The sequence below is a fragment of the Catellatospora chokoriensis genome (assembly GCF_011297315.1).
In the GTDB taxonomy this organism is placed as follows: Bacteria; Actinomycetota; Actinomycetes; order Mycobacteriales; family Micromonosporaceae; genus Catellatospora; species Catellatospora citrea.
In genome coordinates this window covers 248288-263185 of record NZ_JAAOTI010000005.1, presented here as the reverse complement: position 1 = coordinate 263185, position 14898 = coordinate 248288, and the positions used below count along the sequence as shown (strand labels likewise).

Annotated in this window: 13 protein-coding genes; 12 read left to right on the top strand and 1 reads right to left on the bottom strand. The window is 68.7% G+C overall.

What is annotated here, in order from left to right; genetic code table 11:
- Positions 1 to 27: 27 nt before the first annotated feature.
- From HAV39_RS10420 to HAV39_RS10380, 9 genes are all read left to right on the top strand, one after another.
- Positions 28 to 915 carry a PrgI family protein gene (locus tag HAV39_RS10420; protein ID WP_191838954.1) on the top strand — a complete coding sequence of 296 codons (888 nt, stop codon included), beginning with the start codon at positions 28 to 30 and terminating at the stop codon, positions 913 to 915.
- The gene (locus HAV39_RS10415; protein ID WP_191838953.1) at positions 912 to 2657 is read left to right on the top strand and encodes a VirB4 family type IV secretion system protein; all 1746 of its coding nucleotides are present in this window, start codon (positions 912 to 914) and stop codon (positions 2655 to 2657) included. Before HAV39_RS10420 ends, HAV39_RS10415 begins: the two co-directional genes overlap by 4 nt.
- A 1-nt stretch (position 2658) precedes the next feature.
- A complete protein-coding gene (locus HAV39_RS10410; protein WP_191838952.1) occupies positions 2659 to 5109 on the top strand; it encodes an ATP-binding protein in 2451 nt (816 codons plus the stop codon).
- Positions 5110 to 5294: 185 nt separating this feature from the next.
- Positions 5295 to 6188: a replication-relaxation family protein gene (locus tag HAV39_RS10405; protein WP_191838951.1), complete on the top strand. Its 894-nt coding sequence runs from the start codon at positions 5295 to 5297 to the stop codon at positions 6186 to 6188.
- Positions 6189 to 6428: 240 nt separating this feature from the next.
- Positions 6429 to 7136: a hypothetical protein gene (locus tag HAV39_RS10400; RefSeq protein WP_191838950.1), complete on the top strand. Its 708-nt coding sequence runs from the start codon at positions 6429 to 6431 to the stop codon at positions 7134 to 7136.
- 98 nt (positions 7137 to 7234) lie between these two features.
- Positions 7235 to 7984 (top strand): hypothetical protein, encoded by a 750-nt coding sequence (locus tag HAV39_RS10395; protein WP_191838949.1) that lies wholly within the window; start codon positions 7235 to 7237, stop codon positions 7982 to 7984.
- Positions 7981 to 8586, top strand: a complete 606-nt coding sequence (locus tag HAV39_RS10390; RefSeq protein WP_191838948.1) for a hypothetical protein — start codon at positions 7981 to 7983, stop codon at positions 8584 to 8586. Before HAV39_RS10395 ends, HAV39_RS10390 begins: the two co-directional genes overlap by 4 nt.
- Before the next feature lie 114 nt (positions 8587 to 8700).
- Positions 8701 to 9861, top strand: coding sequence for a MarR family transcriptional regulator (locus tag HAV39_RS10385; RefSeq protein ID WP_191838947.1), 1161 nt, complete (start codon positions 8701 to 8703; stop codon positions 9859 to 9861).
- Between the two features lie 141 nt (positions 9862 to 10002).
- Positions 10003 to 11013, top strand: a complete 1011-nt coding sequence (locus HAV39_RS10380) for a C40 family peptidase (RefSeq protein WP_191838946.1) — start codon at positions 10003 to 10005, stop codon at positions 11011 to 11013.
- A 200-nt stretch (positions 11014 to 11213) separates the two neighbouring features.
- On the opposite strand, the gene HAV39_RS10375 is transcribed toward HAV39_RS10380, so the two are convergent.
- Entirely contained in the window at positions 11214 to 12065 is an 852-nt protein-coding gene (locus HAV39_RS10375; RefSeq protein ID WP_191838945.1) for a hypothetical protein, read from the bottom strand.
- Between the two features lie 242 nt (positions 12066 to 12307).
- Between HAV39_RS10375 and HAV39_RS10370 the strand changes: the two genes are divergently transcribed.
- The 3 genes from HAV39_RS10370 to HAV39_RS42605 all read left to right on the top strand — a co-directional run bounded on the left by HAV39_RS10370 (position 12308) and on the right by HAV39_RS42605 (position 14596).
- Positions 12308 to 12778, top strand: a complete 471-nt coding sequence (locus tag HAV39_RS10370) for a hypothetical protein (protein ID WP_191838944.1) — start codon at positions 12308 to 12310, stop codon at positions 12776 to 12778.
- Positions 12779 to 13091: 313 nt separating this feature from the next.
- Positions 13092 to 13364: a hypothetical protein gene (locus tag HAV39_RS10365; RefSeq protein WP_191838943.1), complete on the top strand. Its 273-nt coding sequence runs from the start codon at positions 13092 to 13094 to the stop codon at positions 13362 to 13364.
- Positions 13365 to 13534: 170 nt separating this feature from the next.
- Positions 13535 to 14596 carry a hypothetical protein gene (locus HAV39_RS42605; protein ID WP_239120587.1) on the top strand — a complete coding sequence of 354 codons (1062 nt, stop codon included), beginning with the start codon at positions 13535 to 13537 and terminating at the stop codon, positions 14594 to 14596.
- The last annotated feature ends 302 nt before the right edge of the window (positions 14597 to 14898 follow it).

Sequence of the window (14898 nt, the reverse complement as noted above, 5' to 3'; positions counted from 1 at the left end):
AGTGGGCGCAACCACTTGGAGGCATTCATGAACACCCCTGACGACATTCCCCGAGCGCGTGTGTCGGCCGACGTCGACCAGCCAGACCGGATCGCGTTCGGGCTGACGTTCCGGCAGCTGGCGATCATCGGCTCGGTCGGGTTTACGGGCTGGGCCGTCTACCGCAGCGCAGAGTATCTGCTCCCGCTGCCGGTGTGGCTGTGCGCCGCACTGCTGGTGGGCGCAGTCACGATCGTGGTGGCACTGGGCCGCCGCGACGGACTGCCGCTGGACGTGTGGCTGCGCAACGCGATCACCCTGTCGCGTAGCCCACGCACGCTGGCCCCCGGCCAGCCCAGCTCGGCGACCAGCACCACTACCACCAAACCCGTGGTGCCCGCCCCGCTACGACCGGCGCTGACGTCCCTGACCGCCTCCGGCGTGCTGACCACCAGCGGCTCGGCGCGTCTGATGCTGGCCTGCGGCACAGCCAACATCCACCTGCGCACCTCAGCCGAGCAGGCCGCGCTGCTGGAGGGGTTCGGGCGGATGCTCAACGCCCTGACCGGGCCGGCGCAGATCGTCGTGGCCGCGCACCGCCACGACCTGACCCCGTATGCCCAAGCCGTCGTCGACGCCGCGCCGCGCCTGCCGCATCCGGCGCTGCAGGCTGCCGCCGACGACTACGCCGCCTACCTGCTCGAACTCGACGACACTCGCGACCCGCTGCGGCGACAGGTGCTGACCGTCGTCACCGGCGAGCACAGCGGCGAGGCGACCTCCCGTGCGCTGGGCGGCATCGGCCTGGCCGCGACCGTCTTGGACGGCCCGGCGGTCGCCGCCGCGCTGGCCGCAGCCGTGGACCCCTTCGAACCGCCCGTGCCCGGCCCCCGAGCCGTGCCCGGCATCCCCGTCACCCTGAGGAGCAACCGATGATCTTCACGCTGAAGCGTCCGACGTCGGCCGGCAATCTCGACGCCGTACCCGCCCCGGCCGCACTTGAGGTTAGCCCGTCCCACGTCAAAGCCGGTGACGGGTACGCCACGACCTACGCCGTGTGCGGCTATCCAGCCGAGGTCGGACCTGCCTGGCTCGATCCGCTGCTGTCCTACCCGGGCCGGGCCGACGTCGCCGTACACGTTGTCCCGATCCCCGCACAGATCGCCGCGACGATGCTCAAGAGCCAGCGCGCCCGACTGGAGTCCACCCGCCGGGTGGACGCCGGTGCGGGCAAGCTCGGCGACCCGGTCGTCAACGCCGCAGCCGCTGACGCCGCCGACCTGGCCGACAGGGTGGCGCGCGGGGCGTCGAAGCTGTTCAAGGTGGGCGTCTACGTCACCGTGCACGCCCGCAGCCTCGATGAACTGCGCACCACTTGCGCCGGGGTCAAGGCTGCGGCGGCCGGGGTGCTGCTCGATCTGCAACCGGCGACGTTCCGCCAGCAGCAGGGCTGGGAGTCGACGCTGCCGCTGGGCGTCGACGGGCTGCGGATGTACCGCATCCTCGACACCGCCGCCCTGGCGGCGAGTTTCCCGTTCTCGTCGGCGGACCTGGCTGCTGCGGCGCCGGGCGAGATCACCGGCACCGATGCGGTGCTGTACGGCGTCAACACGACCTCGGCCGGGGTGCTGATGTGGGACCGATGGGCGCAGGACAACCACAACTCGGTCGTCCTGGCCCGATCGGGTGCCGGCAAGTCGTACTTCGTGAAGCTGGACGTGCTGCGCAACCTGTACCAGGGCGTGCAGGTCGCGGTCATCGACCCCGAAGACGAGTACCGGCCCCTGGCCGAGCACGTCGGCGGTACCGTCGTGCAACTGGGCGCCGACGGGGTGAAGGTCAACCCCCTCGATCTGCCCCGCGACGACCGGCCCGACACCCTGACCCGCCGCGGCTTGTTCCTGCACACTCTCGTCGCCGTCATGCTCGGCGCGCCGCCTCCGCCTGCCGAGCGCGCTGCGCTGGACCGGGCGATCACCGCCACGTATGCCCACGCCGGGATCACCAACGACCCCGGCACCTGGCGGCTTCCGGCACCGCAGCTGGTCGATCTGGTCGACACCCTGGCCGCTGACGGCGACCCGGCCGCCGGTGAGCTCGCCGCGCGGCTGGCCCCGTGGACCACGGGCAACTTCTCCACGCTGTTCGGCCCGACGACCAGCGCGCCCGCCGGGCACCTGGTGGTGTGGAGCCTGCGGCACCTGTCCGACGAACTGCGCACCGTCGGGACGCTGCTCGCGCTGGATTCGATCTGGGCCGCGATCGACGCCCCCGGTGCCGGGTCGCGGACGCGGCGGCTGGTCGTGGTCGACGAGGCGTGGCTGCTCATGCGCGACGGCGAGGGCGCGCGGTTCCTGGCACGGATGGCCAAGGCGGCGCGCAAGCGTTCCGCCGGGCTGACCGTGGTCACCCAGGACGCCGCCGACGTGCTCGCCAGCGATCTAGGCATTGCTGTGGTGTCGAATGCTGCCACGCAGGTGCTGCTGCGCCAGTCCACGCAGGCCATCGACGCGGTCGCCGACGCGTTCGGGCTCACCGCTGGCGAGGCTCGGCTGCTGCTGGCCGCGGATCGGGGCCAGGGCCTGCTCGTTGCTGGCCGGCAGCGGGTGCCGTTCCGTTCGACTGGCTCGGCCGCAGAGCACGCCATCGCCGTGACCGGGTTGGGCGAGGTGGCCTGAGATGCCGAGAATCCTGACGGAACTGTGGGATTGGGCAGCGCCCCGGCCGTGGCTGGCCGTGCTCGTCGCGCTGGCGGCAGTCGGCGCGGTCATCGGCCGCGATCAGGTGCTGGTGTGGCGGCACCGGCGGATGGCGTCCGGAGCGCGCTGGGTCACCATCGCCGTGCCGCCTGAGGTCACCCCGGAGGCTGCAGCCGCGTACTGGCGCACTGCCATCGGCGTGCTTACGCCGTCGGTGTGGCGCCGCCGGGTGTTCGGCACGCCGCACCTGGCGTGGGAGTACACCTGGACCGGCCGAGCGCTGTCGATCCGGGTGTGGGTGCCCGGCAGCGTCCCTGCCGGAGCCGTGGAGGCTGCGGTACGCGGCGCGTGGCCCGCCTGCATCGTCACCACTACCGACGCCGACGCGCCGATCCCCGCCGACACGCCCGACGCGGTCGGCGGGGCGCACTGGCCCCAGCACGACGGCCTGCCGCTGCGCACCGACCACGACGCCGACCCGCTGCGCGCGCTCATGGCGGCCGGGGCCGAGGTGACCGACCGCGAGCACGCCTGTGTGCAGGTCCTGGTCCGCCCGGCCACGGCCCGGCGGGTCAGGACGGCACGACGGATGGCCTCGACCGCCGCATCGAGTGGGGCCTCCCGACGGCCTGACGCGGGAGCCCGGATCGCGAGTGGCGCGGCACGGGGACTCGTGGAGCCGCTGCTGTGGCTGGTCGAGATGATCATGCCCGGCCCTGCCCGGCGCACCACCACCCGGCCTGAGCAACCCCGCCCGGCGGCACCGGACCCGGTGCGCGACGCCGACGCGCGCAAGGCCGTTGAGAAGGCGGTAGCCGTGCCGCACCTGGAGATCGCGGTCCGCTACGCGGTCGCCGCCGCAGCCCACCGCGATCCGCCCGGCCGCGAACGGCAGCGCCAGATCCACGAGCGGCTCGTCGGGCTCGCCCACACAGTGGCCGCCGCGGCGGCGACCTACACCGGGCCGGGGCGGCTGCGGCGGATGAAGATGGCCCAGCCGGTGGCGGTGCTGGCCGGGCGCAGGATGCGCAACGGCTTCCTGGCCACGGTCGAGGAGGTCGCCGCCCTGGCGGCGCTTCCGCAGGACGTCGCTGTCGCCGGCCTGGACCGCGCACGAGCCAAGGCCATGCCCGCGCCCGTGGCCGTGCCCGGCGGCGGGAGGGGCGTGAAGCTGCTCGGCCGGGCGCAGGTCGGCGGGCACACGGTCGGGCTTCCTGTGGTCGACTCCCGCCAGCATGTGCACCTGCTCGGCAAGACCGGTGTCGGCAAGTCCACGCTGCTGCTCAACATGATCCTCGGCGACGTGAAGGCCGGTCGCGGCACCGTGGTCATCGATCCCCGGGGCGATCTCGTGCTGGACGTGCTGGACCGGCTTCCCGCCACCTACGCCAAGCGGATCGTGCTCATCGACCCGAGCCAGGACAACCCGGCCCACTTCAACCCCCTCGAAGACAACGGCGACCCGAACCTGGCCGTCGACAACCTGGTCGGGATCTTCTCGAAGATCTTCCAGCGGCACTGGGGTCCGCGTATGGACGACACCCTGCGGGTGGCGTGCCTGACCTTGATGAAGCACGCCAAGCCGACGCTGGCGATGGTCCCGCCGCTGCTCAACGACCGCCAGTTCCGCGGCCGGTTCGTCTACAACCTGTCCGACCCCGAAGGCCTCGGCGGGTTCTGGAACTGGTACGACTCGATGAACGAAGGCCAACGTGCCCAGGTCATCGGCCCCGTCCTCGCCCGCCTGCGAGCCTTCCTGCTGCGCGACTTCGTCCGCAACGTCATCGGCCAGGCGCAGTCCAGCTTCAAGATGGCCGACGTCCTCAACGGCGGACTGCTGCTGTGCCGGCTGCCCAAAGGCGTGCTCGGCGAGGAGACCGCACGCATCCTCGGCTCGCTGATCGTCGCCCGCACCTGGCAGGCCGCCATCGCCCGAGCCAACACCCCCGAAGCCGAAAGGAAAGACGCCACCCTATATATTGATGAATGTCAGAATTTTCTTAATCTGCCCGGTTCGGTGGATGACATGCTGGCCGAGGCGCGGGGCTTCCGGCTGGGACTGGTGCTGGCGCATCAGAACCTGGAGCAGCTGCCCAAGGAGACCCTCGCAGCGATCTCGGCCAACGCCCGCACGAAACTCGCGTTCAACATCGACCCGTCAGATGCCAAGGAACTGGCCCGGCACACGCGCCCGGAACTCGACGAGCACGACCTGTCGCACCTGGACGCGTTCACCGGCGCCGCCCGGCTGCTGGTCGGCAACCGGGAGCTGCCCGCCTTCACGTTCCTGACCAACCCGCCGCCTGCGGTGGTCGGTGAGGCCACCGCGATCCGGCAGGCGTGCGCCGCGGCGCACCCGCCCGAGCCGGAACCTGCGATGCAGCGGGTGGCCCGTGCCGCGACAGCACGTCGCAGCAGCTCACAAGCATGATCCTCGTTCGGCGGCTCGTTTTCGTCCTCGCTCCCGTCCTCGCCCGGGGGTGTTGCCGAGACGAGCCGCCGACGTGCCCCCACACAGCCGCCGCGAACAGGGCTGACCTGCGCGGCGGCCGACGACACCAGCTGTAACCGATCCCGACTCCCCATCGGGGAGTCCTCTCCAGGGGGTGACGCCCTATGAAACCCAGCTCTACATCCGCATCCGGCCTGCTGGCCGTCTACCCGCATCTGACCGGCCGTGACCGGCACATCATCGACCTGCTCGCCCGGCATCAGGTGCTGACGACCGGGCAGCTGCACCGCATCGGGTTCCGCGCGCTGCGCACCTGCCAGATCCGCCTGACTGAGCTGCGCGCCCTGGGCGTGCTCGAGCGATTCCGGTTCGGGCGTTTCGAGGGCGGCAGCTACCCGTGGCACTGGACCCTGGGCCTGGCCGGTGCCAGGCTGCACGCCGCCGCCACCGGCGACAACCCGCCGACCGTCAGAGCGCACACCGACCAGCTGCTGCGACTGACCGCCTCACCGCACCTGACACACCTGGTCAGCGCCAACGAGTTCTTCGTCCGGCTGACCCACACGGCACGACGGGACCCGCGAGCGCGGCTGACCCGGTGGTGGTCGGAACGGGAAAGCACCCGCAGGTTCCCTCCGGTGCGGCCCGACGGCCACGGGATCTGGCACGTCGCCGGCCGCGCGGTCGGGTTCTTCGTCGAGGCGGACCAGGGCACCGAGACCCTGGCCCGGCTGGTCGACAAGCTCGACGCCTACGCCCGGCTCACCCAGACCACGGGGATCTCGTACCCGGTGCTGTTCTGGCTGACCAGCACCCGCCGGGAGGAGCACCTGCAAACCATGCTGCGCAGGCTGCGGCTACGAGTACCTGTGGCCACCGCGACCCAAAACACCGACCCGGCGGAGTCAATCTGGCTGCCCACCGACGGCCACCGCCGGGTGCGGCTGTGCGACCTGCACAGCGAGCACGGCTTCGACTCGGCCGCCAACCCGAACTTCAGCCACGGAGTGCTGGACCTGACCGGCCCGATCGGCTCCACCGGACCTGACGGGTCCTGACAGCACTCGCGCCGAACCTGACATCGCAGGTCAGGGGCATCTGTCAGGAATGGGGCTGTCAGGTCGCGAAGCTACGTTGCGGCTTCCTTCCTTTCCACATCGTCACCCACCCGGCTCGCCCGCGCAGCGCGAGATCACCCATAGCCCACCCGAGGGTCGGCTCGTGATCTTCGCCCGCGCATCTGCGGCAGTCCGGCCTGACGGTGTCCATCCGTCCGCCTCCGGCGAAGGGAGCACCCCATGCCCACCCCTACCACTCGCACCGTGATCGTGTGCATCAGCGCGAGCCTGCAGGAACCTGACTGGTTCACCGCGTCGGAGATCGTCGCAGACAAGCTCGGCACCGCAGGTGTGCCCACGCAGCGCTACCGCGTGCGCCATCGGCGGATCGTCGGACTCGTCACCCGGTGGATGACCGGCCGACTGGTCAACGCCACCCGGCGCTTCGGGGTTGTGCGGACCGCGACCGGTGGACGTCTGAGCCGCCTGGACCTCAGCGGTCTGGCTCTGGCCGCCGCCGCGCACGCCCACGCGCGATGGCTGGCGTGGGACTTCCACATCCGGCGCACCACGCCGCAGGCCAAGCCCTGGGAGCACTACCTGGCCCTGCAACGCAAGGACCCGAAGAAGCTGACCCTCACCGACGCCAAGCGCCAGTTCGAGGAGCAGCCGCGAGTCGTGGCGATGATCGGCCTGTCCGATCACCGCACCGCCCCGCACCAGTTCGACCCCGATGAGCTGGCCGCCTACCAGGCCGGTCAGCACGCGTACACGGCGATGTCCTGGCAGCAGGCCATCGCCGGTCACGTGCTCATCACCGCCGAGGGTCAGGTGCTCAAGCCCGCCAGTGATTCCATGGCCGACCGGCTGCGCTACCTGCAGCAGGCCTCGCAGTACGTCCACGCGATGAAGGCCGACCAGTACCTGGTCGCCCTCAACGTGGACTGACCAACCTTCACACCCACACACAGCCGGTCACCTACCAGGTGGCCGGCTGTGGCCATTTCCGAGGCCCGAAGCGGCCCCAACCGAAGGGAACCACCCCTGTGATCCTGTCCACCTCCGCGCTGCAAGCCATCGCCGCAGCGACCGGCGAAGTCTGGCCCGAGCACATCTGGCGCCACGACACCGACGGCAACGACTGGCGTGCCGAGAACGCCAAGCGCCTGCACCGAGCCGCCATCGGGTTCAACGACAACGTCACCCTGCTCACCCGGATCCTGACCCGCCTCGGCGAGGCGACCGGCGCGGTACACAAGTCCCTGTTGGGCCGAGCCGGTCTCAACACCGCGCCCATGCTCGACACCGCCTTGTCCGACCTGCTCACCTCCATGGAACGCCACCGCATCCTGGAGGAGATGCTGCTCGACGCCTACCGCGCATGGCGGGCGCACCGTCCCGACGCCGCTGACCCCGACGTGCGGATGCTGCTCATCCAGGAACGCGACCCGGCCTACGGCGTGGTCAAGCTCCTGCGTCGCCACGCCGAAAGGGAGACATGGGCCGTCGTGCCCGACACGGTGGCCGCTCACCAGCACGAGGCCCCGTTCCCCGACAGGGTCATCGGCACCGTGCAGGTGTACGGCGAGGGCTGGCTGCCCACGGCGTACCTGCAGCCCGAACACGGCAGCGTCACCGCCGAGCAGATGCACCACCTGCCCGTGCACGACGACATCACCGTGGCCTGCCGGATGCTGCTTCGCTGGTGGGCCTTGTGGCACATGGGACGGCCCTGCGACCCGACGAGCGGCGACGGCTTCCACACCCTTACGGCACCCCTGGCACGGACGCGATGAACGACCTGGACATCGTCGCCCTGTACATCGCCGACCGCACGGGCCGCACCCCGGACCAGCACGCCGTCGATGGACATCCTCTGGCAGCCGACATCCCCGCCGCCGCGTCCCGCCTACGCCGGTCTCGACACGAGCTGACCCTGGCCGCCGACACGCTGCGCAACATCCTGGTCAACGGAACCGACCTCGGCACCGACGACCAGGCGCTGCCGACGGCGCTCGCCGAGGTCACCGGCACCGTCAACGAGCACGACCTGGCACGCCGTGACCTCGACCGGCTGATCTACGACCGGGGACGCGCCGAGCACGCCAGGACCCACATGCCGCGGACGACGACCCGCCACGAGACCGGCCACGGCCGCAACACGCGCGTCAAGCTGCCCTGCACCACGGCCAACGTCGCGGCGGGAATCGCAGGAAAGCAGCACCTCATGCTCGTGCTCACCGACTGCGCGCAGATCGTCCACGAGGACCCCATCAGCCAACTGCTCGCCGGTGACGACGAACCCGTGCGGCTGACCCACCACGACGCCGGAGTGCATACCGACCCACTCACCCGGCAGCTCTACGTCTTGACCAGCCGCGCTACCCCGCACGACTGACAAGACACGCCGCCGCGCGCCGCTAAACCCGACGCCCGGCGGCACGCCACACAAACCAGCCCGGCACAACGACGTGCCGGGCTTCGCCATGTCCACACCACAAGGAGGAACCCCGTGGACGCCAACAAACTGACCCCCACCACCGCGGAGACGCTCGACGCGCTCACCGCACTGGGCCAGGGCAACACCCACGAGATCAGCGCCCGCAGCGGACGCAGCCGCTCGGCCACCGACCGCGCGCTCAAGCAGCTCGCCGACGCCGGCCTGATCACCGTGGTCGACACCGGGGCCGACCCCGCCGAGGGCACCCCGACCCGCTACACCCCGACCACGACGGCCGACGGCCCCACTACGGAGGACACCGTGGACGCCCCCGGGGCCGACCACCACAACAACGGCGACGACACCGTTGAGGACGCCGACGCCGGTATCGGGAAGACCGACGACCATGACAACGAGGACCAGGACGACGAGGTCGTCGACCAGAACGACGACGGAAACGGCGACGGGAACGGCGACGGCGAGGACGGCGACGAGGACGAGGACGAAGACGACGAAGACGACGACGAAGACGACGACGAGCGCGAGGCGAGGAAGAGCGACGCCGCACCTACTTCCGCTGCACCGGCGCTGCCGTCGCGGATCCCGGACCGGGTAGTGCTCCTGCTGGCCGGAATCCTCAACGCTTTCCCGACGGGAATCGACGCCACCACCATCGTGCAGATCTCCGGCAAGCACCCCGTCACGGTGAAGAAGATCCTTTCCGCGATGGAACAGGCCGGCGCGGCGATCCGCACCAAGCCCGACCCGGCCAAGGGCAACGACAAGGAGTTGTGGCTGCTCGGCGAGACCAACCCCGCCGACGTCGACCCCTCGCCGGAGCCGCCCCGCTGCCCGGCCTGCCAGCAGGTGATCCGCCAGGGACAGAACGCAAACCCCAGGAGCGCGGGCACCGGGACGCCACGGCAGCAGGGCACCACCACCAACAGCGACGGCAGCGCTAAGTTCGGCCCAGGCGAGCTGCGAGCCCTGGTCAAGGCGTTCATCAACGAGCACCCGGGCCACGAGCTGACCGTGGGGACGATCCAGCGGGAGCTTCAGGTCCGGCTCGGTCGCGCCATCAGCCCCGGTGCCGTTCGCAACAACTGCGCCAGCCTGGCCGCCGCCGGGGACTGCCAGCTGGTGACCGACGAGCCGTACACCGTCACCGCCAACCCGGCCCCCGCCACCGACAGCACTCCGGACGGTGGCAGCGAGACCGACGACGACAAGTAGCAGCTCGCGGCGGGAACGGACCCACCGGTCCCGCCGCCAGATCCCGCATGGCAGACCGCCGCCCGCCGGGCGGCACCCGAAGACCTGGTGGGCCGCCTCACGGCGGCCCACCAGGTCTCTTTTCATACCCAGGAGATGATCATGAATCGGATGCTCATCGGCGTCGCCACTGCCGCCGCAATCGCACTGATCGGGCTGCCCATACTGCTCGCTGCCGCCGTCACCGGCAGCGGCCTCGGGCCCGGGATCTGCGCTCCCGCCGCAGGGCCCACGCCCTCCGCCGGCAACAACGAGTTCGATCCCGGACAACGGGCCATCGCAGCGACCATCGTCGACGTCGGCGTCGACAAGGGCGTCCCACGTTGGGGCTGGGTCGTGGCCATCGCCACCGCGCTACAGGAATCCGGCCTGCACAACCTGCCCCACCTCGGCGACGACAACGACCACGACTCCATCGGCGTCTTCCAACAGCGCCCCAGCCAGGGATGGGGCACCCCGAAACAGCTCGCCGATCCGGCCTACCAGGCCGGACGGTTCTACGAAAAACTCCTCAAAATCCCCGGCTGGGACAAGATGCCGCTGGCCCGCGCGGCCCAGGCCGTACAGATCTCGGCGTACCCCAACGCATACGACAAGTGGGCCGACGAGGCGCTAGGGCTGGTGTCCTCGATCGCCGACACTCTCACTAACTGCCTGACCGATGCGCACGACGCGCTGCCCGATGACTACACCCTCCCGATCGGGACCCCGCCGGCGGTCACCACCGCCATCTTCTGGGCACTCGCGCAGCTGGGCACCCCCTACCACTACGGCGGTTCGTGCACCGATCCGCACTCGGGCAAGCCCGACCGGCAATGTGACTGCTCCTCCCTGATGCAGCAGGCGTACCGGGCAGCAGGGATCAGCATCCCCCGGACCACGCTCGGCCAAGTCCACGCAGGAGCCGCCGTGCCAAGCGTCGGGCTACTCAAACCGGGAGACCTCATCCTCATCGCCGGATCACAGGGCACCCGAGCTGTGCCCCGCCACGTTGGCATGTACCTCGGCCACGGCCTCATCGTCCAAGCACCCAGGACCGGCGACGTAGTTAAAGTCGTACCGCTGTCGTCATGGGCCGACCAGATCGCCGCGATCCGGCGCATCGCTAAGTGAGAATGATTCACGTTCAGTCGGAGGCCGGGTCGACGCAGATCATGCTCGCGCGGTTGAGACAGTTCGGGGCGGGCTTCAAATCGCATCAGGTGATTGCGACAGATTGATGTGTTGACGGCGTCACACATTAAACGCAACCGACCTCATCGCGGCACGATAAGGTAGAATTCGGCTTTCCCCGGACAGTGGTGCCGAACAGCTTAGTCGAGCGCAGCAAAGTTCAGGTCGATAAAGAACGCACTGAGTGGCGTTCCGGTCGCTTGGCAAAAGTCCGCAAGGATTTCCCATACGGCCGTCTCCACCGGGAGTTCCCTGCTACCCGCTTCGCGACTAGTGATGTATTGTTCGCGCGTCTGCACCATTGGGAAGTTCCGGTACTCGGCGTCGATCTCTACCAATTCATGGCGCTCCAATAGGTCTAGCCGCGGGCCCAGCTCCGTGTAATCCATTCCCAACCGGTGTTCGAGTTCGTGTATTTGCATCTCATAATTGCGCGTCAGATCGCGCGTGGGAAACCCGGATTCGACGATGACCTGCAGGATGCTGCGATGCTGGAGCGGAATTTTAGCCAGCTTGGCGGCGAACTGCTTGAGACCCTCTGCAGTGCTCTGCAGCTCGGGTGATCCCGGTTCAAGGCTGTAGTCTTCCAGCTTCGCAAGCGCTCCCAAGGTGAAAGCACCCACCGGTCTCGTAGCCTGAGTTAGATCCTGCAAGGCCTCCTGCATTCGCCGGACGGCGTTGTCGCCAAACCTGGCCTCATGTTGTGCTTTCATGCTTTGCAAATCTTCAACAGAGTAGGCCGGGCTGTCTGTCTTCTTGTGGTGCGGATAGCACAGGTACATCAAGTTGCTGTAGTGCCGGCGGTCCTCGTCGCTCTGGAAACGGTTGTATCGAGGACCTCCTTCTTCAGCTGCCGCTATATGCGCCAATTGTGCGACAACGTCGCCGTCGTTATTAATGATGCGAGCACTGCACCCCGGGAATGCGCACTCGTTACCGGAGTACAGGTACAGCTTCTTGATTGTCTCTTGCAAGATCGCCAGTCGCGCCATGGATGCGATTGTGTCATGTCGGCGCGTCGAAAGGTGAGCGCGCGGGACTTCGTCGCCCAATCGGCCGACCGGCGGCCTGCGCTAGCCCAATAACAAGTCCACTGCATTCCCCTCTTGACATGATCTAAAGCCTTCTACCTCGTCCTGTGTGCCTGCCGAGGCAGTCACTGGACATGGCTTGACCTGCGCCGCTGATGGAGCGGGAATCCGCTGACACCCCCGGCCCGCCTGCAAGGAGCAAAATGATCAACAACATCGGTGTCTGGACACGCCCCACCAGCGATATCGCTTGCGCACTGGCTGACGTCCGAGCAGCCGTCGCCAACTGCCGCCAACGACTCACCGTCGACCTCTGCGATGACGCCGCAGGGCTGCTCGACGCCGCCGCTGACATCACAGACCTGGCCGCAGTCCTGCTCGAAGTCGCAGCCACCCGCGCCGACATAGCCGAACCGGGCACGGGCGAGGCACTCGAACGGGCCGCCGAACTGGCCGCCGACAGCGCCCGCCACATGACCACCGGCATCAACCTGCTTGCCGGTGCCACCGCCATCGCCCGGTCCATCCGGCGACGGCTACCACCCACGCCGCGCGCCCACGACACGGGCCGCCAACACACCCGAAGGAGCCTCCTTGCGTCACTCGCCTTCATCAGGCACGCCATGCCTGGTATGCGCCACACCGATAGGCCACGCGCCGACTTGTCCGGCTGACAACCCCGAAGCCCTCTACCTGCTCACCGAACCCATCGACGGCGGCACCCGCTCATGGACCATCGCGGGTGCCCGCTACACCACTACCGAGCAACGACGCAGCGACGTGCGAGCGGCGACGGGAGACATGCGATGGTTCCGACCCATCGACGAGCCCCAGCTCCCGATGTCGCCCGGCCTATTCATCCAGGCCGTACTCGAAGAACCCTCGTTTGGTCGCCACACGGCCCGGTTCGGAATCAGCCCGACCCGATGGCTCCGTGTGCCCGACTGCCAGTGTGACCGCTGGCGCTGCCACCACATGCCCGCCGACATGACCGACCCCGACCTCGTTATGCAGGTGTCGATATACGCCTTCGTGCTGCGCTTCAGCAAGGGATGGGACACCTACTGGATCGCAGACACCGGCGTGAGCCGCGTTGCACTGGCCATCGACTCCGTTGACGATCCGATACCAGTCGCCCATACCAAGGCCTGCGCTCGCAGGTGGTGCGACAAGTGCCCCGGCACCATGAAGCCACGAAGCGACGCCGGTGTCCGAGAACCCTGCGCCTGCACCTGTCATCTGCCGACTTCGCCCGCCTGAAACGATGCGGGGGCCAGCGCGAGTCGCGCTGGCCCCCGCACTCGCCCCTGTCTGCCTACGCCTCATCAGAATGCCCCCGCTGCGGATGCATTCACGCCAGTGCGGTTCGATCGGGGGAACCGCGGAAATTGCGGAGTGGACGGCGGCCACTCCCTGCGATGCTGTCTGCTGTGAAGCACGCCATTTTGACGATTGGCCGTACTGTCCTTCGTGGCACCTTGCCCTATCCAGACGTTCTGCGGCGTGTCCGTGTCCGGCGCAGTGCACGCGACCTCGCTGCCCGCGATCCCTGGCCGCAGGACGACACGGCCGTCACAGGGCTGGACTTCGCCCAGCTGGCGCTGCTGCGGGTGCTGTCGTTGCAACAGGAGACGCGCCGTGCGGTACGGAGCCGCCAGCGCGAGGCGGCGGCGCTGTTGGCGCGAGTGTCTATAGAGACCTGCATCGTGGGCCTGTGGTGCCTTCACAACCCTGATGCCGTCAGCAAGCTGCGTGCCGCAGAGATCAAGACCATGCCGGCCATGCTGGCATTTCTATCGAGTGCTGGATTGATCCCCGACACGCTGATCCGGCAGGCCGTGCGCACCCTCGGCGAACCGGAAAAACTTCTCGATGTGCGGTCGATGGCGGCTCAGATCGACGCCGCAACCAGTGGCAGCCTGGCCGTCGCGCTGTACGACGGGGTGTACCGTCACGCATCCCACTACTTCACCCATGCCACGAGTTCGTCGCTGCTGCGGCACGTCACCTCTGGACACCGCCGCACCGTTCGGCCGGTGAAGTCATGGGCTCGCCGGGCACCTGTCCGGCTCGCCGATGCATGTGTCGGCTTGCTGGCTGGTGCCATCGCCGAGCGGGTCTCGGCGCCCGCAGCATTGTTCGTGCGTTACGCCGAGGGGCACGCCTGGCGGGTACTGCCGCCGATGCTGTTTACCATGGGCAAGGGCGTGGCTCGGAGGATCAGCATCGCCGATGCCCTTCAGATCGTGAAGCGGGCTCAAGAGGTGCGCGCTTATCTGGCTAGCGCAGGTCCAGGCGAGGCATCACAAGATCGGGAGACCCACCTACGTGATCTGTATGAGGAGCTGATCCTTCGCCTTGATCTCGACGCGCCGCGCGAAGCAATTCAGCCCATCATCGATCACTTCGTCGTCATGGTTCTCGCCGAGTGGGATACAGACTTCGCGAACCGCGCTTCCCCGGCGCTGGTAGCACCGGCGAACGAAACATGAGCCGCCGTCAGTGCTCTGGCCACCAGACCGGAGGTGCCGTTCAGCACGCAGATCAACGGCGTGCACGTCTCACTTTCCGCTCATAGTGGGCCGCCCAAGGCCACGCTCGCGACAACCATGAGTCACCGTCGGAAGGATCTCAGCGGATACAACCGTCCTGGTAGCAGACACACGCCGGCAACGACGGAAGATCGATGAAGAGCGACTGCCTCGCCGCTGGGTCGTTGCATGCGCGCACGGGTCCGGCACCGCTGCTCGGCGGCGAGGTCGCGCCTGTCGGCAACCGGCCCGCGTTGTGACCA

Excerpts from the sequence above, each read along its gene's own strand:
- HAV39_RS10405 (WP_191838951.1), top strand. The coding sequence starts at position 5,295 with ATGAAACCCAGCTCTACATCCGCATCCGGCCTGCTGGCCGTCTACCCG.
- HAV39_RS10380 (WP_191838946.1), top strand. The coding sequence starts at position 10,003 with ATGAATCGGATGCTCATCGGCGTCGCCACTGCCGCCGCAATCGCACTG.
- HAV39_RS10370 (WP_191838944.1), top strand. The coding sequence starts at position 12,308 with ATGATCAACAACATCGGTGTCTGGACACGCCCCACCAGCGATATCGCT.
- HAV39_RS10400 (WP_191838950.1), top strand. The coding sequence starts at position 6,429 with ATGCCCACCCCTACCACTCGCACCGTGATCGTGTGCATCAGCGCGAGC.
- HAV39_RS10420 (WP_191838954.1), top strand. The coding sequence starts at position 28 with ATGAACACCCCTGACGACATTCCCCGAGCGCGTGTGTCGGCCGACGTC.
- HAV39_RS10390 (WP_191838948.1), top strand. The coding sequence starts at position 7,981 with ATGAACGACCTGGACATCGTCGCCCTGTACATCGCCGACCGCACGGGC.
- HAV39_RS10375 (WP_191838945.1), bottom strand. The coding sequence starts at position 12,065 with ATGGCGCGACTGGCGATCTTGCAAGAGACAATCAAGAAGCTGTACCTG.
- HAV39_RS10365 (WP_191838943.1), top strand. The coding sequence starts at position 13,092 with ATGACCGACCCCGACCTCGTTATGCAGGTGTCGATATACGCCTTCGTG.
- HAV39_RS10410 (WP_191838952.1), top strand. The coding sequence starts at position 2,659 with ATGCCGAGAATCCTGACGGAACTGTGGGATTGGGCAGCGCCCCGGCCG.
- HAV39_RS10415 (WP_191838953.1), top strand. The coding sequence starts at position 912 with ATGATCTTCACGCTGAAGCGTCCGACGTCGGCCGGCAATCTCGACGCC.